This window comes from Mycobacterium sp. TY815, from assembly GCF_030755135.1.
In the GTDB taxonomy this organism is placed as follows: Bacteria; Actinomycetota; Actinomycetes; order Mycobacteriales; family Mycobacteriaceae; genus Mycobacterium.
On sequence record NZ_JAUFRX010000001.1, the window covers coordinates 953403 to 976774 of the forward strand.

Genomic DNA, 23372 nt, shown 5'->3' on the forward strand with positions numbered 1-23372 from the left:
GCCGCTTTTTAACGGGGCGCGGGATGGAGCGGAGCCCAACTGGGTGCTTGGATCAACAACACCCGCTTTCGCGAGGAAATCCCGCGGTCCAGGGTGGCATCCCGCCCGGCGAAAGGCGAGGTTGGCGGCACAGGGTCTAGACGACTACACCGCTCTTGCCGTCTGCGCCCTTGCTGCCCCCGGTCCCGCCGGCGCCGCCGACGCCGCCGCTGCCGACGACCGGGGTACCACCAATGCCCGCGTGAGCATTGCCGCCATTGCCGCCGCTCCCACCGTTGGTCGACGCAAGGGTGCTGTTTCCGCCGTCGCCGCCCTTACCGCCGATCCCGGATCCGGAACCGAGGGTGGACCCCAACCCTCCGCTGCCGCCATCGCCGCCGGTTCCCCCGTTGCCGCCCCTGCCGCCGGCGCCGGCGGTCGCAGTATTCGTGGACACTGCGTTGTCGATAACCGCTTTGCCGCCATTACCGCCGAGCCCGCCGGCGATACCTCCCTTTCCGCCCGTGCCACCGTTGCCGGCCGTGGCCGCGCCGGTTTCTTGATTGGTGGCAGTACCGCCGCTACCGCCCTCGCCACCTGCCCCGAGGCCATCGCCGCCGGCGCCGCCGTCACCTGAGAACGCGTTGCCGCTGCCGCCGGGGGCCACGACCGCGTCACCGCCGATTGCCCCGGCCCCGCCTGCGGTTCCTGCGCCGCCAGCTCCGCCCTTGCCCCCGACGGCGTTGCCGGATGCGTTTGTGGTCGGGTCTTTGGCATTGACACTTGCGGTCCCGCCCGGGCCGCCATTGCCGCCTTTGCCCGTCGTGCCGCCGCTGCCCCCCAACCCGCCGGACCCGCCGAGCGCATTCCCGGTTGCCCCGTTTTGATCCACGTTGCCCCCGGCCCCGCCGTTCCCACCACCATCAACTCCCGATCCGCCCGCCCCGCCGTGGCCGCCGACTGCGCCGCCGGTACCAACAGGGTTCGTTGTGCTCCCGTTGCCGCCGTTTCCTCCCCGGCCCCCTGTGCCGGTGGAAGTCGCGTTACCGCCGTCCCCGCCGGTGCCGGTGAAGACGCCGCCGATTCCGCTGTTGACCGCGTCGCCGCCGTTGCCGCCATTGCCGCCACCTGCGAGGCCATTGCCACCGACCCCGCCGGCGCCCGATTGCGCATCGCTGGATGAGTACCCCACGGCGTCACCGCCCCGTCCCCCGTTCCCACCAGTAACGCCGTCACCGCCGGCCCAGCCTCGGCCGGCAGCTGCGCTCACCGAGCTGCCCCCGACGTCGTTGCCGCCGTTCGCAGCACCGCCGGCACCGCCGCTACCACCGTTGCCCGTGCTGCCGCCACTGCCGCCGCCGCCGCCAACGCCGCCCCTGGACGTCCCGCTATCGCCTGCGTTGAGCGCCTTGCCGCCGTCCCCGCCGTTTCCGCCACCGGCCGGCCCGGCGCCGCCGGCCCCGCCCTTGCCGCCCGTGGAGGTACCGCTAGCCAGCAGATTCTGGACCGCCGCTGCGCCGCCGGCTCCTCCTGCTCCACCCTTGCCTGAGATGGCGGCGGCGCCGCCCTCACCTCCGTCACCGCCAATGGCGCTGCCGGTTCCGTTGTTAGTCGCTTGGCCGCCGATTCCCCCCTGCCCGCCGCCCAAGGGTCCGCTGCCACTGGCGCCTCCGCTGCCGGCTATCGCAGAACCCGTACCGATGTAGGCCGCCGCGCCGCCGGCACCGCCGTTGCCACCAACGCCGCCGGCTGAGATGCCGCCCTTGCCCCCGGCACCTGCGATGGCGTTGCCGGATCCATCGTTCTGGCCTGCTCCTCCAGTACCGCCGGTGCCGCCGGCGCCCGTGCCGGTGGCGTTACCACCGTCTCCGCCGGCGCCTCCGGATCCGGCGATCAATCCGCTCTTGCCTCCGGCTCCGCCATCTCCGCCGGCGCCGCCGCCGAAGGCGGAGCTTCCTCCCGCGCCACCGGCGCCGCCGTTGCCGTAACTGCCGCCGTTGCCGCCCGTCCCGCCTTTGCCGCCCGATGTGCCAGGAGCCGCCAGGGTTGCGTCGTAGCCGTGGCCACCGGCGCCGCCGTTGCCTCCGTTGCCGGCAGTGATGGTGCCGTTGAGCCCGGTCGGACCGTCGGTCGCGCCCGCTCCGCCGGCGGCACCGCCGACCCCCCCGATGCCGACGTTTCCGGGGTCGCCGCCGTCGCCGCCGGTGCCGCCGACCAGGGCGGGTTTACCGACACCACCGGAGCCACCGTTGCCAGGCGCCCCCGGGTCGCCACCGGCGCCGCCGGCGCCGCCGTCACCGTTGGCGCCCGCTTGTCCCGTTATCGTCAATGCTTGTCCGCCGGCCCCGCCCATTCCGCCGGTGCCGCCTGCTCCGCCGTCGCCACTGTTGCCGCCGTTGCCGCCGTCGGCGCCGGCGTTGGTGGCGTCCCAGCCGGCGCCGCCGGTCCCGCCGGTGCCGCCGGCACCGCCTGCCCCGCCGTGGCCGCCGGCCCCGCCCGAGCCGGTAGCCAGCACCACCAGCGGCTTCGGCGGCGCCGGTGGCGCGGCGGGGAACGCGTGCCTCCCGGAGCCCCGGCTCCGCCGTTGCCGCCGGTGGCACTGCCGGTCGAGGGCGCGTTTACTCACTTCGGCGTCGCCGCCAACACCGCCGGCCCCGCCGTTTCCAGTGGTTGCTGATCCTTTGTTGCCGATACCACCGTCACCGCCGGTGGCGTTTCCAGTTCCGCCTAGTGGATTTTGCGGTGATGGCAAGAAATGCAGATGCGCTTCAGTATTCCGAAGCGGACCGTGATTAGTAAGTCTTTCGGCGCGATACGGCGAGCCGAAGAGCCGATTGGACCGTCGTGCACGGAATTATCTGAATTTCAACGGAATTCGATGAGTGGTGGTCGCAGTCGATGGCACCGACGTGAGCGGTGATCTCTCCGCCCCTTGATCGCTGCGGAGATCGCAGAAACAATCCGAAGAATGAATTCAAATGCCATCGTCGGTGCGCCAGTAAGGGCTGAAATTACAGGCAGTGAATGGTGCCCACGTATGCATAGCGTGAGCGCAAGTGCAGCAACAGAAATGTGAAACGTGAGTAATGCTTACGGACAATGTATTACCTTGCAGAACCCCATTCTGGATTGCCGCGGGGTGTGGCAGTTGTTGGCATTTGGTCAGAGGACCCGCGGCTTCCTCACCGCTTAAGTGACCAGTCAGACGATCGATCCTCCGATACCGTCTGCGCCGGGCAAACCACCGCCCGGACCGCCCAACCCGCCGAAACCGCCGTTCCCAGGGCTGGCGTTGCCCAGCGTCGCCGCGTGGGCATTGCCGCCCGTGCCGCCGTCGCCGCCGTTGACACCGGTCCCGGAACTGTCGCCGCCGTCACCGCCCTTGCCGCCGACGCCGGTGCCCCCACCGTCAGTAGAACCTGTGCCGCCGTTGCCACCCGATCCACCGGCGCTGCCGTTGCCACCGGCACCACCGTTACCGCCGGTGGCGACTCCGAGCCCACCCGGGCCGGCGATGTTTGCATTAGCACCGCTGCCACCAGCACCGCCGGCACCCGTAGTGCCGGTTCCGCCCGCACCCCCGCTTCCGCCGGTCACGTTGCCCGTTCCGGAGGTTCCGCCGGAACCGCCGGCGCCCCCTCTGCCTCCGCTGACGCCGTTGCCGCCGGCGCCACCATTGCCGGCGTTAACGGAGCCGCTCGATGCCGGAGCGGAGATGGATGCCAGGCCACCGTTGCCGCCGTCTCCGCCAGCGCCGGTGGTGCCGTTTCCACCCGCGCCGCCGGCACCGGAGCTGACATTCCCGGTTCCGCTGTTCAGTGAGTTGCCACCCTTTCCTCCGTCCCCGCCCGCGCCGCCGTTACCGCCGGCGCCACCGGCTCCGCCGGTGGCAGACGCCGTGCCGGTGGCGCTGGCGCTACCGCCGGCGCCGCCCTTGCCGCCGAGGCCGGTGGTGCCGTTGCCGCCGTCGCCGCCGGCCCCCGCCGTGGCGTTGCCCGTTGCGAGGGCGTTGTTGATGGTGGCGCTGCCGCCTATTCCCGCGGCTCCGCCGGAGACGCCCCCACCACCCTCGCCGCCTCCACCGCCGGTGGCAGATCCCGTGCCGGTGGTGCTTGCCCCTCCTCCGGCTCCACCCGCGCCGCCGGCGCCGGTAGTGCCGTTGCCTCCATTGCCGCCGGCGCCGCCGGTCGTTGATCCGGCGCCGGCGTTGGACGCTGATCCGCCCTTGCCGCCGTCGCCGCCCGTGGTACCGCCGCTACCGCCGGCGCCTCCGATTCCAGCTGTGGAACTTCCTGACGAGATGAAGTTGGCGATCGTCGCGTCGCCGCCTTTTCCGCCGGTTCCACCGGTGCCGTCGGCGGCTTGCCCGCCTACTCCGCCATTGCCTGAGGTGGCGTTGCCACCTGCACCTGTGGTCGAGGCTTCTCCGCCTGAGCCGCCGGTCCCACCGCTGGTGGTACCGTTGCCGCCGGCTCCGCCTTTACCTGCGATTACGGTGGCGAGGGATTTGCTGTTCACAATGCCGGAGTTACCGCCGCTACCGCCGGCACCGCCGACAGTGGCGCCGTTTCCGCCGAGACCGCCGTCACCGGAAATCGCTGATCCCGTTCCGCCGTGGGTTGCGGTGCCGCCGTCACCACCCTTACCGCCGGCGCCGGTGGTGCCGAGGCCGCCATCGCCCCCTGAGCCCGCAGCAATGGCACCTACCCCGTTGCTTCCCACACTTCCGCCGAGGCCCCCGTTTCCGCCGGTGGCCCCGACACCGCCTTTGCCGCCTTGCCCGCCGGTCGCTGTGCCGGTGGTGGAAGTGTTATTGAAAAAGGCGACGCCGCCTGCTCCGCCGTTACCGCCGGTGCCGACGGTCCCGCTTCCGCCTGCCCCGCCGTCGCCCCCGATAACGGAACCGATCCCTGCGCTAAAGGCGGTTCCGCCAGCTCCGCCGGCCCCGCCACTGGCGCCCTGCCCGCCGGCGGCGCCGTTGGCGCTTGTGGACTTGGCGGTAGAGCTGACGTTGGTAATGCTGGCATCGCCGCCGGCACCGCCGGCACCGCCAGCACCGACGGTGGAGTTACCGCCGGCTCCTGCCCTGCCGCCGGTGGCGTTACCGGTGCCGGAGCTGGTGGCGGCTCCCCCGGTTCCGCCCTTCCCGCCGCCCGCCGCTCCGCTGGCGCCATCGGCTCCGGCCCCGCCGACTGTGTCGCCGGCGCCCGCATGGCTGGCAGCACCGCCCGCGCCGCCGGCTCCGCCGGTACCCGAGGTAGTGGACCCTGCCTTGCCGCCCGCGCCGCCCGTCGCGTCGACGGTCGAGCTAGCGTTGGTAATGGTCGCGCTACCGCCTGCACCGCCCGCGCCGCCGGCACCAGTCGGCGCACCTCCACCCCCACCCCCGTTACCCGCGGCGATAGTGCCTGTGCCGTTCTGAGAAGCTGCGCCTCCGTTGCCCCCGGCCCCGCCGATCGAAATGCCGGCGCCGCCAGTTCCGCCATTACCTGCGGCGGCGGAGGCGGAGGAAGCGGTATTGCTGATTGCCGCACTGCCTCCTGCACCACCCACGCCTCCAGCTCCGCTGGTACCAATTCCGCCAGCACCGCCATTACCAGCCGTGACGTTGCCGGTGCCATTGCTCGACGCTGACCCGCCCTTGCCGCCGTCGCCGCCCGTGGTACCGCCGCTACCGCCGGCGCCTCCGGTTCCAGCTGTGGAACTTCCTGACGAGATGAAGTTGGTGATCGTCGCGTCGCCGCCTTTTCCGCCGGCGCCGCCTGCGCCGGTCGTCGCGTCGCCGCCGTTGGCCCCTTTACCTGCGGTGACGTTTCCGAGGCCTTGGGTCGAGGCGTTGCCGCCCATCGCGCCGGTGCCGCCGGTAACGCCTTTTCCGCCTGCACCGCCGTCGCCGGCGCTAGCTGCCGCCGTCGAGGTGCTGTTGAGGAGGGTTGCGGCGCCGCCGATCCCGCCGGTTCCACCGGTGCCGTCGGCGGCTTGCCCGCCTACTCCGCCATTGCCTGAGGTGGCGTTGCCACCTGCACCTGTGGTCGAGGCTTCTCCGCCTGAGCCGCCGGTCCCACCGCTGGTGGTACCGTTGCCGCCGGCTCCGCCTTTACCTGCGATTACGGTGGCGAGGGATTTGCTGTTCACAATGCCGGAGTTACCGCCGCTACCGCCGGCACCGCCGACAGTGGCGCCGTTTCCGCCGAGACCGCCGTCACCGGAAATCGCTGATCCCGTTCCGCCGTGGGTTGCGGTGCCGCCGTCACCACCCTTACCGCCGGCGCCGGTGGTGCCGAGGCCGCCATCGCCCCCTGAGCCCGCAGCAATGGCACCTACCCCGTTGCTTCCCACACTTCCGCCGAGGCCCCCGTTTCCGCCGGTGGCCCCGACACCGCCTTTGCCGCCTTGCCCGCCGGTCGCTGTGCCGGTGGTGGAAGTGTTATTGAAAAAGGCGACGCCGCCTGCTCCGCCGTTACCGCCGGTGCCGACGGTCCCGCTTCCGCCTGCCCCGCCGTCGCCCCCGATAACGGAACCGATCCCTGCGCTAAAGGCGGTTCCGCCAGCTCCGCCGGCCCCGCCACTGGCGCCCTGCCCGCCGGCGGCGCCGTTGGCGCTTGTGGACTTGGCGGTAGAGCTGACGTTGGTAATGCTGGCATCGCCGCCGGCACCGCCGGCACCGCCAGCACCGACGGTGGAGTTACCGCCGGCTCCTGCCCTGCCGCCGGTGGCGTTACCGGTGCCGGAGCTGGTGGCGGCTCCCCCGGTTCCGCCCTTCCCGCCGCCCGCCGCTCCGCTGGCGCCATCGGCTCCGGCCCCGCCGACTGTGTCGCCGGCGCCCGCATGGCTGGCAGCACCGCCCGCGCCGCCGGCTCCGCCGGTACCCGAGGTAGTGGACCCTGCCTTGCCGCCCGCGCCGCCCGTCGCGTCGACGGTCGAGCTAGCGTTGGTAATGGTCGCGCTACCGCCTGCACCGCCCGCGCCGCCGGCACCAGTCGGCGCACCTCCACCCCCACCCCCGTTACCCGCGGCGATAGTGCCTGTGCCGTTCTGAGAAGCTGCGCCTCCGTTGCCCCCGGCCCCGCCGATCGAAATGCCGGCGCCGCCAGTTCCGCCATTACCTGCGGCGGCGGAGGCGGAGGAAGCGGTATTGCTGATTGCCGCACTGCCTCCTGCACCACCCACGCCTCCAGCTCCGCTGGTACCAATTCCGCCAGCACCGCCATTACCAGCCGTGACGTTGCCGGTGCCATTGCTCGACGCTGACCCGCCCTTGCCGCCGTCGCCGCCAATGCTTCCGCTGCCTCCAGCACCTGCATCGCCGCCGATTGAAGCGCCGAAGCCAAAGTTGGTGTCCACCCCTCCACCGGCCCCGCCCGCGCCGCCTCCCGCGCCGCCACTGCCCCCTTCGCCGCCACGACCGCCGGTAGCCATACCCGAAGCGGCCGCGTTGTAGACGTTGACGCCTCCGCCTTCGCCACCATTTCCCCCGGTACCCGAGTTGCCGCCGCTGGCGCCGGCGGCTCCGGCACCGCCCGTGGCGCCGCCCGTGCCGTTGTTGACCGCCGCTCCACCGGCGCCACCGTCGCCACCGCCCGTGGGTCCGACGCCACCAAGCCCACCGTCCCCGCCGATCGCATCCCCAGTCCCAGCGTTGGTCGCAGCACCACCGGCGCCGCCGTTGCCGCCGCGACCGATGCCGGAGTCGCCGCCCTTGCCGCCCGCGCCGGCGACGGCATTGCCGGGTCCTTCGTTCTGCCCCGCCCCACCGGCGCCGCCGTTACCGCCCGCGCCGGTGCCCAGGGCGCTTCCGCCGTCGCCGCCGGTCCCGCCCTTACCGGCGATCAGGCCGCTCTTTCCGCCGGCGCCACCCGCACCCCCGGCACCGGCGCCCAGCGCGGAGTTCCCCCCAGCGCCGCCGGAACCGCCGTTGCCATAACTGCCGCCGTTGCCACCTACTCCGCCTTTGCCGCCGGGAGTGCCCGATACCGCGCTGGAGGCGTCGTAACCGTGACCGCCTGTGCCCCCGTTGCCGCCGTTGCCGGCAATGATGGAGCCCGCGATTCCGGTTGCACCGGAGCTGGCGCCGGGGCCGCCCGCGGCGCCGCCGCTGCCGCCGACGCCGAAGTTGCCCGGGTCGCCGCCGTTTCCGCCGTTGCCCCCGACGGTGCTGGCGTCGCCGACGCCGCCCGTGCCGCCATTTCCGGGTGCTCCGGCATTCCCGCCGACACCACCGGCCCCGCCATCACCGAAAGCACCCGCGGCGCCGAATAGCGCCGATCCGCGCCCACCGGCGCCACCCATTCCGCCGTTGCCAGCGTCGCCGCCCGTGCCGCTGTTCCCACCATTGCCGCCCGTGCCGCCAACCGTGGTGGCGTCAAAGCCGGCGCCACCAACTCCACCTACGCCACCGGCACCGCCGACACCGCCTTGCCCACCGGCTCCGCCCGAGCCGTACAGCAGTCCGCCGTTGCCGCCGGTCCCCCCCATGCCGGCATTGCCGCCGTCACCGCCCGCACCGCCAGTACCGGCCGCGAGCAATGGCGTGCCTGCCGAGCCCGCGCTGCCAACAGCGCCCGCCCCGCCGGACCCGCCGGTGCAGCCGGCCCCGCCGCTGCCGAACAGCAGTGCGCTGCCGCCCAGACCACCGGTGCCGCCACTGCCTCCGATGGCGCCAACGCCGCCGGATCCGCCGGCCCCGCCGTTGCCCCACAGCCAGCCGCCGGTGCCGCCCGCACCGCCGGATCCGCCGCCGACACCGCCCGCGCCACCGACTCCGCCATTGCCGAACAGGCCCGCGGCACCCCCAGCCCCGCCCGCCCCACCGGGCGCGCCGGAGCCGCCGGCCCCGCCGTTGCCCCACAGGATGCCGCCGCCACCGCCGTTTTGGCCCGTCCCTGGTGCGCCGTTGGTGCCGTCACCGATCAGCGGACGCCCCAACAGCAGATTGGTGGGCGCGTTGATCACGCCGAGCACGGCGTCTTCGATGAATCCGAGGGGGGGATGTGCTCGCGGCCTCCGCTGCGGAGTACGAAGTCCCGGCGTTGTTCAACGCCTGGACGAACTGCAATTGAAATGCGGTCGCGCGGGCACTGAGCGCCTGATAGTCCGCACCGTGACGAGTGAAGAGTGCCGCGATCGCCGCCGACACTTCATCCCCGGCCGCAGCCAGCACTCCGGTCGTCGACGCCGCCGCCGCGGCATTGGCCGCGGTCACCGAGGAACCGATTCCCGCCGCCTGCGATGCCGCCGCTGCCAACAATTCTGGTGCTGCAATCACAAACGACATCAGGGGACTCCCAACGGATACCTAGGGAAAGGAAGGTAGCCATTAGTATCACGCGTACAAGCCGAAAACGCGGTACATTCAGGTAAAGTTCGGCTGCGTCAGCGAGCAAGGCGACATCCCGGATAGTGCGAAGCCTGAGCACTGGCGATTCGTGGGTATCGCCGCGACCAGATGCAATATCGACCGTATCGCGACAGTATCTCAAAGCTGTTGTAGGGCAGGGTATTTGCCGAGTCGGGTTCACATGATGCGCTGGGCCTGGGATCCCCTGACGGCGATATTCGAGAGGCGCATCGGAATCCGCAGCCGATTCAGAACCGCGTTCTAAAAGCCTGAGCGCCAGCAGAATTTTTGGCAACGCCGGTAAATTGCCACGCGTCAGATGAATTCATAAATTCGTGCAGTCCGATTTCGATGCTTGCGAGGTCAACGGGCCGACATAGCACAATTAATCCATACCTGATTCACATATACGTCGACGAAACCTGAAAATTCAGTGCAGAAAATCTATTGCCGCAGGCAGATGCAAGCGAACCGTCATCAGCGCACGCAGGGGCGACGCCTGCCGCGCACGCAGGGGCGACGCCTGCCGCGCCGCCGGAGTTCGTCGTAAGCAGCCAGCGGCCGTCGACCACGTCCGCGAGCTATGCGGTCGTCGGCGCGCCCATCGTCACGACGCCATCGACCAGCAAAGTCAATTCAGCCGGGCTGCCCGGGCTGCCCGGGCTGACCTGGACGCCCCGGCTCCCCAGGCTGACCGGGCTGACCCGGCTCACCAGGCTGACCAGGCTGCCCCGGCTGGCCCGGCTGACCGGGCTCACCACCGCGGCCGGGTTCACCGCCGGCGCCTCCGGCTCCACCGGGCCCGCCAGCGCCCCCGGGGCCTCCGTCGCCACCGCGACCACCGTCACCGCCCCGCCCGCCGGCACCACCCCGGCCGCCCGCACCACCGGCACCGCCGGCACCACCGCGGCCGCCCGCACCACCAGCACCGCCTAGCCCGCCGTCGCCACCGCGCGCGACATCTTCTGCCGGATCAGTCATGAGACTCGCACCAGCATGTGTGCAGACGACCTGGACATCCTGCGGCCTCCTGAGGCTTGACCCAATGTGATCGGGTTCACGCTACGCCCACCGGCCACGCGCTGAGCATTCCGGGCTGGGGTGGCCATCAGAACGATGGAGGGTCGCCGCCCGGGCTTAGCCGTCGGACAGGTACCGCTCGACGGATTGCACCTTCTGCGTCATCGCGTCGGTCACTCCGGAACGCATGTCCGCCTTGATCACGGTGCTGACCCGGGGCGCCCGCGCGGCCACCGCCTCCACCGCCCGTTGCACCACGGCCATCACTTCCGCCCAGCTGTCGCCTTCGATCACGGTGAACATCGAATCCGTCTTGTTGGGTAAGCCCGACTCGCGGACCACCCGGACCGCCTCGGCGACGATCTCGCCGACGGCCTCCCCCACGCCTATCGGAGTGACCGAAAACGCAACCAGCACAGACACCTCACGAGCCTCGCACATGGACGGGCATGGCAGCATCAGGGGCCATGCGGGTTCTGGTGCAACGGGTCTCCTCGGCAGCGGTGGTGGTGGACGACCGGGTGGTCGGGGCCATCCGCCCGCCGGGCCAGGGTCTGCTGGCCTTCGTTGGCGTCACTCACGACGACGGACCTGAACAGGCTCGGCGGTTGGCCGAAAAGCTTTGGACGCTAAGGATTCTCGACGACGAGAAGTCCGCCTCCGATGTCGGAGCGCCGATTCTGGTGGTCAGCCAGTTCACCCTGTACGCCAACACCGCCAAGGGCCGTCGCCCGTCCTGGAACGCGGCAGCGCCCGGCGCGGTCGCCGAACCGCTCGTTGCCGCGTTCGCCGACGCGCTCCGCACACTGGGCGCACACGTCGAGACGGGAACCTTCGGCGCGCACATGCAGGTCGAGCTGACCAACGACGGGCCGGTGACCGTGTTGCTGGAACTCTGAGGGGTACGTTCGCTGTATGACGACACCTGAATTCGGATCCCTCCGTTCGGAGGACGACCAGTGGGACATTGTCAGCGGTGTCGGCTACACCGCCCTGCTCGTGGCGGGTTGGCGCGCGGTACATGCGTTGAGTGCCCGGCCGCTCGCGCGTGACGACTATGCACAGCACTTCATCACCGCGACTGGAGACCCTTACCTCACCGGGCTGCTCGAAAATCCCGGCACCTCGGAAGACGAGACCACCTTCCCGCGCCTGTACGGCGTGCAAACCCGATTCTTCGACGATTTCTTTACCAATGCCGGTGAAACGGGCATCGAGCAGGCGGTGATCGTTGCAGCCGGCCTCGACACGCGGGCTTATCGCCTCGATTGGCCCACCGGGACAACGGTTTTCGAAGTCGATTTGCCACAGGTCCTGGCATTCAAGTCACGGGTGCTCGACGAACTCGGTGCGCAGCCCAGGGCGCGCCGGGTCGAGGTCGCGGCGGATCTACGCGCCGACTGGACCGCTGAACTCGTCAAAGCCGGCTTCGACCCCGGGGTCCCGACCGCCTGGTCGGTGGAGGGACTGCTGCCCTATCTGACTGGCGACGCCCAGGAGGCCCTGTTCGCCCGCATCCACGAACACAGCGCGTCCGACAGCCGGATTGCGACCGGTGCATTGGGCTCTCGCCTGGACCACGACCAGCTCGCGGAACTGGAACAGGCGCACCCCGGCGTCAACATGTCCGGCGACGTCGACTTCTCCGCGCTCACCTACGACAACCCAGCGGATCCGGCGCAGTGGCTCCGGGACCACGGGTGGTCTGTAGAGCAAGTTCGGAACACGCTGAACCTGCAGGCCGGATACGGGATGACCCCGCCCGCGGTGGATGTGAAGATCGACAGCTTCATGCGCTCGCAGTACGTGTCGGCCACCCGTTGAGCGGTTACGACGCGGCGACGTGATGTCGGTAGTAGCGGCGACCGTGCACCCGCTGGTAATGCCACACCACCGCTGGCAGCGCGCCCCGCGGGTGCAACCAGAACCGTTCAGGGACAACAGAACTCGGCGAAACTCGGCCTACCGACACGTCAGCCACGACGACGCCCTCACCCTCGTCCGCAGCTGCCAGCACCCTGCCGTCGGCAGCCACGATCATGGTGCCGCCCTCGAAGCGGCCCGAGTAACCCAACGGCAGCCACGGCATGCGGCACCGCACGGCTCCCACGTGCGCCGCGTGCAGAACCGGAGCGCCCACGAAGCCCGCGAACGACGCCGCGGCCTTCCGCGCCGTCGCCGCATTGCGCCGCTCCATCCGGCGAAAGGCGGCGCGCGGCCACCAGTCGGGGATCGACCACCAGCCTGACCCGGTCATCGCCAGGTCAATGCGGCCCCGCAGGCGACGCACGGTTTGGGTACGCATCAATTCCCAGCACACCGCCGCGCCCACTGTCAGATCACCGACCTCGATGACCCCGTCGTCGTGGCCGCCTACGTAGAAGGCGTTCTCCCACATGGTCGGAAGGTCCTTGTCATGCCGCCCGGCAACGCCCTGCGGGGTGACAACCAGATACGCATTTCGCACGTCTCCGTCGGTGTCCCGGATCAGCAATGAGCCGCCGATCATCACCTCGTGCCGGGCCGCCAGAGCCAGCAGCAGTTCAGTGGCTTTTCCGTCAGCCGGCAGCGCCGCATCCGCCAACTCGGGCCAGAACCCGACGCCGGTGGTGAAGAACTCCGGCAACGCGATGGTCTGCGCGCCGGCGTCGACGGCCTGCTCGACCAGACGTTCAACGGTGGCCAGATTGGCGTCGACGTCGGCCGGCACCGCCTCGAGTTGGATTGCGGCACAGCGCATAGACGCCATGCTGCCACATTAAGGCGTCAACAGGACCTTGACGTCGTCGCCGGAACGCGTCGCGGCGGTCGCGTAGCCCTTGGGGGCCTCATCGAGCGGCAGCGTCGTGGTGAAAATGCCGTCGACGGCCAACCGGCCGGACTGGAGCAGCGGGATCAGCTCCGGCCAGGTGCGCTGCACCGGTGCGGTGGTCCAGCGCACCGTGATGCTGCGGATAAGGCACGCCAGAGCCGGGAACGGAAAAGGCTGCAGATTATGCACACCGACCACCGAGACGGTGCCACCCGGCCGTACCGCGTAGAGGGCGTCGGTCAGGGACGCGTCCGTCGCGACGGCATCGATCACCGCGTCAGCACCCCTTCCGCCGGTGGCTGCCAGGATCGACTCCACCGTCGACGACGGGACTGGCGTGGCGCCCCATTCAACCGCGCGCTGCAACCTTCCCTCGACCCGATCGACCGCGAAAACCGTTGCTGCCCCTTGAGCGAACGCACTGCGCAGCGCACAGAGACCGACCGCGCCAAGCCCGATCACCGCCACTGTGCCACCGAGTGGGATGTCGGCCCGCTGGGCCGCCGCCCAGCCGGTGGCCAGGTTATCGGTCAACAGCAGTGCCTGTTCGGTGCTGATGCCCTCGGGAATTCTGCGCACCTGGAAGTCGGCGGCGTGCACGGCGAGCAGATCGGCCTGAGCCCCGGGAAGCGCTCCGCCGCCGAAGATTTGCAGACCTGAGTGGCACATCACCGGGTCGTTGGTGGCACACCCCGGGCACGCACCGCACCCGGCCACCGAGGACACCATCACCTCGTCGCCGACCTTGACGGATCGCACGTCCGCGCCGGCCTCGACGACGGTGCCGATGGCTTCGTGACCCAGGGGTACGGGTTCGGCCAGCGGGTAATCGCCCTCATAGAAGTGCAGGTCGGATCCGCAGATGCCGGCGGCGCGCACGGCGACGATCACGCCGTCCGGTCCGGTCAGTGCGGGATCGGGTCGGGTGTCCACCCGGATGGCGCCGGGTCCATCGATGACTACCGTGCGCATGGCCTCACTTCTCCTGTCGCAGAACGAAATCAGACCACTCCGGTTCGCGCACAGCGGCCCAGTAATCGTTGAGCCGCCACGGGCTGACCGTGTGAATCTCGCCGTCGGCATTCTTGAAATACGAATGTTTGACGGCCGGGTGCGACCACACCATCTGCTTGATCTCGGCTTGGGTCCGCTGATGCCATTGCTCGGCGGCCTCGGCGGTAGGCTCCATCGCCACAATGTGTTCCTCAGCCATGTGCTGCAGACACAGGTTGACGTAACGCATCTGCAGTTCGGACTGGAAGATCAGGCTGCCGCCGTGTGCGAGGTGCGTGCCCGGTCCGTAGATCAGGAACAGGTTGGGGAATCCGGGCACGGTAATGCCCAGGTGCGCGACCGGCCGGCTCCCCCACAGCTCGTGCAGGTCAATTCCGTTGCGGCCATTGATCTTCAGCGGCCATAGCACGTCGGTGTGCCGGAAACCGGTGGCGTAGACGATGATGTCGACGTCGTGGGTGACCCCGTCTTCGGTGACGATGCCGCCCGGCGTGATCCGCTCGATCGGTGTCCGCACCAACTCGACGTTGTCGCGCTGCAGGGTTTTCAGCCAACTACCGTTGTCCTGCAGCGTGCGCTTGCCGGTGGCCGGGTAGTCCGGCAGCACTTTGGTCAACAGTTCGGAGCCCTCATCGACCTGGCTAGTGATCCACTGGCTGAACATCATTCGGGCAGCCGCGTTGATGTCGCTGACCGCGTAGTCCTGGTCGGCGTAATTCGGGTCCCCGCGCGCCGCGTCCAAGCCTTTGTCGGCACCTGGCCAGAGCAGCAGGAAGCGGTACCAGCGGCCGTAGTACGGCAGGTGCCGCATCGCCCAGCGCACACCGTCACCCACTTCGTCGTGGTACATCGGGTTGGGAAACATCCATTGGGCGGTGCGCTGGAAAACCGTGAGGTGCTTGACGGTTTCGGCGATGGCGGGGGCGATCTGGAATCCGCTGGCTCCGGCGCCCACGAGGGCGACCCGTTTGCCGGCCAGGTCCACCGAGTGATCCCAGGCGGCCGAGTGGAACGACGGCCCCGCAAAGGACTCGGCGCCCTCGAACTCGGGAACATACGGCCTGTTCAACTGACCGACCGCCGTGATCACCGCTCGGGCCTGCACCGTGCTGACCGTGCCGTCCACTGCGCGTAGCGCCACACTCCAGAACCCGGCCGCGTCGTCCCATTCGGCGCCGAGGGCCTCGGTATTCCAGCGGACATTGCCGCCCAGATCGTGCTTGGCCATCACCTGGGTGAAGTAGCTCTGCAACTCGTGCTGCTCGGCGAAGAAATGCGTCCACTCGTTGTTGGGTTCGAAACTGTAACAATAGAAGTGGTTCGCGACGTCCACCCGGGCACCGGGATAGCTGTTCTCCCACCAGGTTCCGCCGGGGCCCGCGTTCTTCTCGATGATGGTGAACGGAATGTTGGCCTGCTTGAGCCGGATTCCGGCCAGAATGCCGGATTCGCCACAGCCGATCACGACGACCGGGAAATCCGACATGCTGTCGACGGGAAGTGTCGCCGGCCTGCGCGGGTCCACGCCCTCGAGGTCCATCTCCTCGCGCGCCAAGGGCAGATAGTCGTCGGGAACGTGTTCGCACGCCGCCCAATCCATCATCTCGCGGATGAGGTCGTCGCTCAGCGGCGGCGGTTCCGGGCAGCCGCGGTCGCGGTACTCGCTGAGCACCGTCAGCGCCTCGGCCCGCGCCCGCGCCTTGTCCTCCTCGGACATGAATCCCTGTACCTCGTTGAGGAACAGGCCCATCTGCTTGAAGTCTCGGATGAACCGCGGATCGCCGGTGATATGTACCAGCGACAGCAGCAGCGTCGGGATGCTGACGTCCTCGAGCGCGGCCGCGATGTCTGCGGTGGGTGTGGTGAAGGGTTCCCCGGCGTACCGGCTGCGCATCGCGAGCGATCCTTTCGACGGAATGCAATTACGCTACGCGTCGTTTCGTAATTGGCAGCCCTACGGTACCCGCGGTGTCGCGCCGCGGGCAAGGGCGTACCGGCTCTACTGAGCGCGGCGTGCGAGGATCTGCCGATGAACTGGCGCGACATGTCAGCGGGTCAGCCACGCCGGCGCGGCGGCCGGCTCGGTGAGACGGTCGTCAAGGTGGCACTGCTCACCGGGATCTGCGTGGGCGGCGCGGCAGCGTTGACCTCGGTCGTTCCGGCCAGCGCGTTATGGACGAGCTCGTTTGTCTGCCGCCACGGCTATGAGCTGGCTTACGCCACCGCGCGGTACACCCAATCGTCCAAACGAACGAGCACCAGCGTGCACTTTCAATGCGTCGCCGCGGCGGACGGGTACGGCGCGAATGTCGTGCTGATCGGCGCGTTGCAGACGGTGTTGGTGGCGGTGGTGCTGGGCGCTGTGCTGTTCGTTGTGCGGGTGCGAGCACGGCGGCGGGACGCGACGATCGGAGAGGCGGACGTCTGATGGCACCGCTGCTGACGGCCTGTAGCGGTTTTCTGCTGGCCGTGCTGTGGATGGATCTCATCTTCGACGTTCAGACAATCGGGCACGCCGGGCCGGAACTGCCCGAGACCGTATTGGAGTCGGTCGCGAGCTACTATCGCCGCGCCACCACCACCTCCCAGCCGATGAGCCGGTTGATCGCCGTGGTGATGGTGATCTTGTTGGGCTCGCTGGTATTTCAGGCCGCCAACGGCCGCGATCCGGTATGGGTGTTGGTGATCTCGGGTGGCACCGCAGCCATTCCGGTGGCGCTGGCTCTGACGCGCATCGTCCCGAACGCAATCCGGTTGGGCAGTCGTGTCGACCCGCCGGACGAACAGACTCGCCTTGCCCGTGCGGTGTGCCGCGACCACCTCATCTGCTTCGCCTGCATGCTCGGCTTTCTGGCGCTGTGGGTGGCCCGCGGCCTGCTGATCTGAAGGGGCCTAGTCCGTACAAACGGGACCTGGCTGGTCTCGTCGGCGATATTCGTATTAAACTAGAACACGTTTCAATTTCTTGCATCGGTCTCGCGCCCCACAGGAGTAGGCATGCACACCGCCCTATGCGATCAACTCGGTATCGAGTTCCCGATCTTCGCGTTCACCCACTGCCGCGATGTCGTCGTCGCTGTCAGCAAAGCCGGCGGGTTTGGCGTGCTGGGCGCCGTCGGCTTCACCCCCGAGCAGCTCGAGATCGAATTGAACTGGATCGACGAGAACATCGGAGACCACCCCTACGGCGTGGACATCGTCATCCCCAATAAGTACGAAGGCATGGACGCCCACCTGTCAGCCGAGGAATTGGCCGACACCCTGCGCAAGATGGTGCCGCAGGAGCACCTGGACTTCGGCAAGAAAATCCTTGCCGACCACGGCGTTCCCGTCGAGGACAGCGACGGCGACAGTCTGCAGCTGCTGGGCTGGACGGAGGCTACCGCCACCCCCCAGGTCGAGGTCGCGCTCAAGCACCCGAAGGTGACGATGATCGCCAACGCGCTGGGCACTCCCCCGGCGGACATGATCAAGCACATTCACGCCGAAGGCCGCAAGGTGGCGGCGCTGTGCGGGTCGCCGTCGCAGGCCCGCAAGCACGCCGACGCGGGCGTCGACATCATCATCGCCCAGGGCGGTGAGGCCGGCGGGCACTGCGGCGAGGTCGGCTCAATTGTGTTGTGGCCCCAGGTTGTCAAGGAGGTCGCGCCGGTTCCGGTCCTGGCCGCCGGCGGCATCGGCAGCGGCCAGCAGATCGCCGCGGCGCTGGCGCTGGGCGCGCAGGGCGCCTGGACCGGTTCGCAGTGGTTGATGGTCGAGGAATCCTCCAACACGCCCGTGCAGCAAGCCGCGTACATCAAGGCAGGCAGCCGGGACACCGTGCGCAGCCGGTCGTTCACCGGCAAACCGGCCCGGATGCTGCGTAACGACTGGACCGAGGCGTGGGAGCAGCCGGACAACCCCAAGCCGCTGGGAATGCCGTTGCAGTACATGGTTTCCGGCATGGCCGTTCGCGCCACCAACCGGTACCCGAACGAGTCGGTCGACGTGGCGTTCAACCCGGTCGGGCAGGTCGTCGGTCAGTTCCAGAAGGTGGAGAAGACTGCGACGGTCATCGAACGCTGGGTGCAGGAATACCTCGAGGCCACCACTCGGCTCGACGAACTCAACGCCGCCGCCGCTATCTGAGCTCAGTCCAGGTCGTCGTCTTTACCGGTGAAGACCTCTTTGACCCGGTCGACGGCGTGCGTGCCGATCTCGATGGAATTCTGGACGATGCCGCTGGCGCCGCCGGCGATGTCACCACGGATGATGTCGCTGGCGTGCTCGACGATGTCCGAAGCCTTCTCGACGGCGTTGGTGGCGATGTCGCGGACGGCGTCTACGGCATCTTTGGGGTCGAACGCCATGATGAATCTCCTCTTCGTGGGCTGCTCGTGGATATGACGGGTGGATACGACTGTAGGCGCTGGCGTCAGTAGTCGACGAGGGTGCGCCAGTAGTCTTCGGGGATCTCGCCGCCGGAGCGTAGTACCCGCGCCAGCCCGGCGGCCATCGCGATTCCCAGCAGACCGAGCCACAATCCTGCCAGGCCGATCACCCACCACAGCACGGTGGTCACCGTCGGCCACGGTGACAGCACCGCCAGTACGGGGGCGAAGAAGAACCCGGTGCCGATGTACCACGCCGAACCGGCGCGGTCAGACGCCAGCACGAACCGCAGCCATCGCGGAATCGGGGCGTCGGCCATCGGTTCGGGCCTGTCAGGGTTCGGGCGGGAAGAAGCCGGCTCCGGTGAACCAGCCCTCCTGCCAGCCCTGCGCTCCCAGGCACAGCATCGGCAGACCCGCCGGCGACTGGGCCGCCACCTTCGGGCCGGGGCACGGAGCGCCGATCTGCTGAACACCGCGAAGCGGGTAGGAGATGACCCAGTATCCGGTGGTGGCGGCCGGGAACTGGTTGGGCGGCGGGAAGTGGCAGGCTTCGGCCTGTCCGCTGGGGCCGCGACCGAAGATGAAACGTTCGTAGTTGTCGCATGGCGCACCGAGCGATGCGTCGTAGTTCATCCCCGGAACGTCGCCCTCCCACCGACCGTTATCGGCACTGGCGACCGGTGCTACCCCGATCATCGAACCCGTGATCGCAGCGGCGGCGAGTAATTCGCGAATCATGTCTTCGCTCGTCCTTTCCTGGCACCGGTGCCTCGTTCCTGAAGAGCATATCGTTTGCTGCAGTCGCCACAAGGCCGTATCGGCAGCCGGAATCCGTGCTCATCGGCATAGCCACATATGCCGCCCGCCGGAAGCGGCCGGCGGCCGCGGCTAAGTGAGAACCGGAGCCAGAACCGGGCAGGTGTTCACCGGCGGGATCAGATGCAGGATCGATCCGAGCGCACAGCTCAGCACGGACAGCCCGGTGACACTCGGCTGGCCAAAGCTCAACGACAGTCCGGGATTCAGCGACGGCACATAGGGATAGGTGTCCGGCAGATACGACGGCGGCAACAACCCGATGTCAACCAGGGCGGCCTGCGGTCCCTGCACCGCGCCCTTGGCCAGGTCGAAGGTGACGGTGAAGGGGTCGATCACCTGCCACAGCCTGGCCGGCGTGGGCACGTTCGGGTAGTCGGCGCCGATGCCGATGTTGCCGTAGCCGAGATCCACCAGCACCCGCAGGTCCGGTTGGATCAGGTCGGCGAGGGGCGGCCCCAGCAGCGGAATGTCGCGGATCGGCTGCACCAGCGGCAGATTCTGCGTCAGCAACATGTAGTACTGGCTGCTGCCGGTGTACCCCGGCGACGTCGGCAGCAGCACGGCGCCGGCGACCTGGGCTGCCGTCAGGTGCTGATAGGTGTCGTGCAGATAGAAGTAGCCCATGATGGCGTTGAGGTCGGACAAGATGTGCAGGGGGTATTGCGGGGCGTTGGCCACGCCTTCGTACTGAATCCCGTACATGGAGGTCGGATAGGGGCTGTTCGGTGGGGTTGCCCCGGTGAACGGCACGTCGAGGAACGGGATATAGAAGCCGGGGAACCGCGCGAGTATGCCCCCGTCGGGAGTGTTGGGGTTGCTCGCCAGCACGAAGGACAACTGGCCCGCATACGGGTTGCCCATCGCCATCAGCGCGTTGATCTCGTTGGTGGCGATGGCGGCGCTCTGCGAGTAGCCGAACACGACGACGGAGTTGCCCAGCGTGCTGATCTGATGATTGATCTCGTTGTTGAGCAGCGTGACGCCCTGGGCGACGGACTGGCCGAAGGTCAGGTTTCCGGTGACCGGCCAGAATTGCTCGGGCGTGAACAACCCTTGTGGCAATGCCCCCGGAAAACGGGGCTGGATGTAGGCGTCGTTGATTGCCGCCACGTACTCGGGAAGGGGTAGCGGATTGTCGGTGCCGCCCATGATCAGTGCCGTCAGGGGATCCGCGGCCGCGATCGGCGCGAACCCCGCAACCAGGGATGCGTTCGCGGCCTCTGCGTCGGCATACCATCGCGCCGCCGCCGCAAGCGTCTCGCTGAACCGGGCGTGGAACGCCGCCGCCTGCTCGGCCACAGCTTGATATTGCTTGCCGTACAACGACATTGCGTTCGCGATGGCGGCTGAAACTTCGTCACCCGCCGCGGCGATCACGCCGGATATCGGTGCCGCCGCAGCGGCGTTGGCGCCGGCGACCGCCTCCCGAATCTCGGTGAGATCCGCGGCGGCGGTCGCCAATACTTCGGGGGCGCTCAGCACCAGCATGTCGGCCATCGGTTCAATGAAACGGCCGCCGTGACGCGCCTGCTAGTGCCGAAAGTCCCCGTCGGGGTGCCGGATCAGGGGTGCCGCCTGAACACGTTTCAGTTCGGCTTTGGCGTCTTTTGTTCCCAAGCTTCCCAACTGTGGTGTAGCAAGGAATTATTGGCACGGGACGCCCACGTGAACACGGTTACGAGGAGTAGGCAATTGTCAACGACGCCAGCCGAACCGAAAGCAAAGCCCAACCTGCCCCCCGGGTTCGATTTCACCGACCCGGACATCCACGCGGAGCGTCTGCCCGTGGAGGAACTCGCCGAGCTACGCCGAACCGCACCGATCTGGTGGAACGAGCAGCCCTATGGCGCCGGTGGTTTCGATGACGGCGGCTTCTGGGTGGTGACCAAGCACAAGGACGTCAAGGAGATCTCCCGGCGTAGCGACGTGTTCTCCAGCCTGGCCAAGACCGCACTCCCCCGCTACAAGGATGGCACCGTCGGGGAGCAGATCGAGCGCGGCAAGTTCGTCCTGCTCAACCAGGACGCCCCGCAGCACACCCACTTGCGCAAGATCATCTCCCGCGGCTTCACCCCGCGCGCCGTCGAGCGGCTGCGCGACGACCTCGCCGAACGTGCCCGCCGCATCGTCGAGGTAGCGGCCTCGCAGGGTTCCGGCGACTTTGTCGAGCAGGTGTCCTGCGAGTTGCCGTTGCAGGCGATCGCAGGTCTGCTGGGGGTGCCGCAAGAGGACCGGATGAAACTGTTTCACTGGTCCAATCAGATGGTGGGTGACCAGGATCCCGAGTTCGCCAGCAACGACGCCATCACCGCCTCGGTGGAACTGATCATGTACGCGATGCAGATGGCCGCCGACCGGGCGCAGAACCCCGGCGAAGACATCGTGACCAAGCTGGTTCAGGCCGACGTCGACGGCCACAAACTCAGCGACGACGAATTCGGCTTCTTCGTCATCCTGCTCGCGGTGGCCGGCAACGAGACCACCCGCAACTCCATCACCCAGGGCATGATGGCTTTCACCGACTTCCCGGATCAGTGGGAGCTCTACAAGCGGGAACGTCCGGTCACCACGGCCGACGAGATCGTCCGCTGGGCCACGCCGGTGACCTCCTTCCAGCGCACCGCGCTGGAGGACTACGAGCTCTCCGGTGTGCAGATCAAGAAGGGCCAGCGGGTGGTGATGGTCTACCGCTCGGCCAATTTCGACGAAGACGTATTCGACGACCCGTTCACCTTCAACATCAAGCGCGATCCCAATCCGCATGTGGGCTTCGGGGGTACCGGCGCGCACTATTGCATCGGCGCCAATCTGGCCCGCATGACGATCGACCTGATGTTCAACGCGATCGCCGACGCGATGCCCGACCTGGAATCGGTCGGCACACCCGAGCGGCTGCGTTCGGGCTGGCTCAACGGCATCAAACACTGGCAGGTGGATTACCACACCGAGGGAACAGCTTCCGGTCAGCAATGTCCGGTAACCCACTGAGCGACAGAGAGACCCATGCCCACGCATAAGGCTGTACACGTTCAGTCCGCCGGTGCGCCGCTCGAGCTCACCGAAGTCGAGACGTCGCCGCCCGGGCGCGGCGAGGTACGCATCGCGGTGACCGCCTGCGGCATCTGCGGCACCGACGCGCACTTCGTCAACGGCGGATTCCCGGATATGTCATGGCCACTCACCCCTGGCCACGAGATTGCCGGAACCATCGCCGAACTCGGCGACGGTGTCGAAGAATTCGCGGTCGGTGACCGCGTCGCGGTCGGCTGGTTCGGCGGCAACTGCAATCATTGCGACCCGTGCCGAAAAGGCATCCTGATCCACTGCGCCAACGGGAAGGTGCCGAGCTGGCAATACCCCGGCGGCTACGCGGAATCCGTGACGGTGCCCGCCACGGCGCTGGCGCGGATTCCCGAAGGGCTCAGCGACGTCGACGCCGCCCCCATGGGGTGTGCGGGCGTCACCACCTACAACGCGTTGCGCCACACCCGGGCACTGCCCGGTGACCGGGTCGCCGTCCTCGGGGTCGGTGGTCTGGGGCACCTCGGCGTGCAGTGGGCCCGTGCCATGGGATTTGAAACGATCGCCATCGCGCGGGGCACCGGCAAAGCCGAAGACGCCAAGAAGCTGGGCGCTCACCACTACATCGACTCCACCGCGGTGAATGTCGCCGAAGCGCTGCGCGCCCTGGGCGGCGTCGCGGTTGTCCTTGCTACAGCGGGCAATTCGAAGGCCATGGCCGACACCGTCGGCGGCTTACTGCCGCAGGGCGAGTTGGTCACCATCGGGGTGACGCCCGAGCCGCTTCCGATCAGTCCCGTGCAATTGATCACGCCCGGGCTCAGCATCATCGGCCATCCCTCGGGAACTGCGAAAGATATCGAGGAGACAATGCATTTCGCGCTGCTGTCAGGAGTGCGCGCGTGGATCGAGGAGCTGCCCCTGCCGCAGGCCGCCGAGGGGTACGCGGCCCTGGAGCAGGGCAAGGCCCACTACCGCACCGTCCTCACGGTCTGAT

The 23372-nt window shown here is 68.6% G+C and carries 17 protein-coding genes and 1 pseudogene; 7 read left to right on the plus strand and 11 right to left on the minus strand.

All coding sequences use genetic code 11. The features are described from left to right. Positions 1 to 136 precede the first annotated feature (136 nt). The 4 genes and pseudogenes from QXK92_RS04065 to QXK92_RS04080 form a co-directional block, all read right to left on the minus strand. Positions 137 to 2731 carry a PE family protein gene (locus QXK92_RS04065; RefSeq protein ID WP_306240386.1) on the minus strand — a complete coding sequence of 865 codons (2595 nt, stop codon included), beginning with the start codon at positions 2729 to 2731 and terminating at the stop codon, positions 137 to 139. A 449-nt stretch (positions 2732 to 3180) separates the two neighbouring features. Then, a pseudogene (locus tag QXK92_RS04070) lies at positions 3181 to 9253 on the minus strand (PE family protein). 644 nt (positions 9254 to 9897) lie between these two features. Continuing rightward, complete coding sequence (locus QXK92_RS04075) at positions 9898 to 10239, minus strand: hypothetical protein (RefSeq protein WP_306240387.1); 342 nt, start codon at positions 10237 to 10239, stop codon at positions 9898 to 9900. 214 nt (positions 10240 to 10453) lie between these two features. Further along, complete coding sequence (locus QXK92_RS04080; protein ID WP_306240388.1) at positions 10454 to 10759, minus strand: MTH1187 family thiamine-binding protein; 306 nt, start codon at positions 10757 to 10759, stop codon at positions 10454 to 10456. 44 nt (positions 10760 to 10803) lie between these two features. Between QXK92_RS04080 and dtd the strand changes: the two genes are divergently transcribed. Continuing rightward, entirely contained in the window at positions 10804 to 11235 is a 432-nt protein-coding gene (gene dtd, locus QXK92_RS04085) for a D-aminoacyl-tRNA deacylase (RefSeq protein ID WP_306240389.1), read from the plus strand. 16 nt (positions 11236 to 11251) lie between these two features. After that, on the plus strand, positions 11252 to 12160 hold the full coding sequence (locus QXK92_RS04090; protein WP_306240390.1) for a class I SAM-dependent methyltransferase: 909 nt from the start codon (positions 11252 to 11254) through the stop codon (positions 12158 to 12160). A 4-nt stretch (positions 12161 to 12164) separates the two neighbouring features. On the opposite strand, the gene QXK92_RS04095 is transcribed toward QXK92_RS04090, so the two are convergent. From QXK92_RS04095 to QXK92_RS04105, 3 genes are read right to left on the minus strand one after another with little or no spacing between them, the layout of a single operon-like run. Continuing rightward, entirely contained in the window at positions 12165 to 13085 is a 921-nt protein-coding gene (locus QXK92_RS04095; protein WP_306240391.1) for a carbon-nitrogen hydrolase family protein, read from the minus strand. Between the two features lie 9 nt (positions 13086 to 13094). Continuing rightward, entirely contained in the window at positions 13095 to 14120 is a 1026-nt protein-coding gene (locus tag QXK92_RS04100) for a zinc-binding dehydrogenase (RefSeq protein ID WP_306240392.1), read from the minus strand. Between the two features lie 4 nt (positions 14121 to 14124). Beyond that, the gene (locus tag QXK92_RS04105; protein WP_306240393.1) at positions 14125 to 16056 is read right to left on the minus strand and encodes an NAD(P)/FAD-dependent oxidoreductase; all 1932 of its coding nucleotides are present in this window, start codon (positions 16054 to 16056) and stop codon (positions 14125 to 14127) included. Between the two features lie 135 nt (positions 16057 to 16191). Here QXK92_RS04105 and QXK92_RS04110 point away from each other — a divergent pair, with 135 nt between their 5' ends. From QXK92_RS04110 to QXK92_RS04120, 3 genes are all read left to right on the plus strand, one after another. Further along, complete coding sequence (locus QXK92_RS04110) at positions 16192 to 16590, plus strand: hypothetical protein (RefSeq protein WP_306240394.1); 399 nt, start codon at positions 16192 to 16194, stop codon at positions 16588 to 16590. Then, complete coding sequence (locus QXK92_RS04115; RefSeq protein WP_306240395.1) at positions 16590 to 17048, plus strand: hypothetical protein; 459 nt, start codon at positions 16590 to 16592, stop codon at positions 17046 to 17048. Before QXK92_RS04110 ends, QXK92_RS04115 begins: the two co-directional genes overlap by 1 nt. Positions 17049 to 17159: 111 nt before the next feature. Next, positions 17160 to 18290 (plus strand): nitronate monooxygenase, encoded by a 1131-nt coding sequence (locus QXK92_RS04120; RefSeq protein WP_055578921.1) that lies wholly within the window; start codon positions 17160 to 17162, stop codon positions 18288 to 18290. A gap of 2 nt (positions 18291 to 18292) precedes the next feature. Here the strand turns inward: QXK92_RS04120 and QXK92_RS04125 are convergent, their stop codons facing one another. The 4 genes from QXK92_RS04125 to QXK92_RS04140 form a co-directional block, all read right to left on the minus strand. After that, positions 18293 to 18511, minus strand: coding sequence for a hypothetical protein (locus QXK92_RS04125; RefSeq protein WP_055578922.1), 219 nt, complete (start codon positions 18509 to 18511; stop codon positions 18293 to 18295). A 65-nt stretch (positions 18512 to 18576) separates the two neighbouring features. Then, a complete protein-coding gene (locus QXK92_RS04130) occupies positions 18577 to 18852 on the minus strand; it encodes a hypothetical protein (protein ID WP_306240396.1) in 276 nt (91 codons plus the stop codon). A 13-nt stretch (positions 18853 to 18865) separates the two neighbouring features. Next, a complete protein-coding gene (locus tag QXK92_RS04135) occupies positions 18866 to 19273 on the minus strand; it encodes a hypothetical protein (RefSeq protein WP_306240398.1) in 408 nt (135 codons plus the stop codon). Positions 19274 to 19423: 150 nt separating this feature from the next. Beyond that, complete coding sequence (locus QXK92_RS04140) at positions 19424 to 20842, minus strand: PE-PPE domain-containing protein (protein ID WP_371934287.1); 1419 nt, start codon at positions 20840 to 20842, stop codon at positions 19424 to 19426. 204 nt (positions 20843 to 21046) lie between these two features. Between QXK92_RS04140 and QXK92_RS04145 the strand changes: the two genes are divergently transcribed. Further along, on the plus strand, positions 21047 to 22342 hold the full coding sequence (locus QXK92_RS04145) for a cytochrome P450 (RefSeq protein ID WP_306240401.1): 1296 nt from the start codon (positions 21047 to 21049) through the stop codon (positions 22340 to 22342). A 15-nt stretch (positions 22343 to 22357) separates the two neighbouring features. After that, positions 22358 to 23371, plus strand: coding sequence for an alcohol dehydrogenase catalytic domain-containing protein (locus tag QXK92_RS04150; protein WP_306240402.1), 1014 nt, complete (start codon positions 22358 to 22360; stop codon positions 23369 to 23371). The last annotated feature ends 1 nt before the right edge of the window (position 23372 follow it).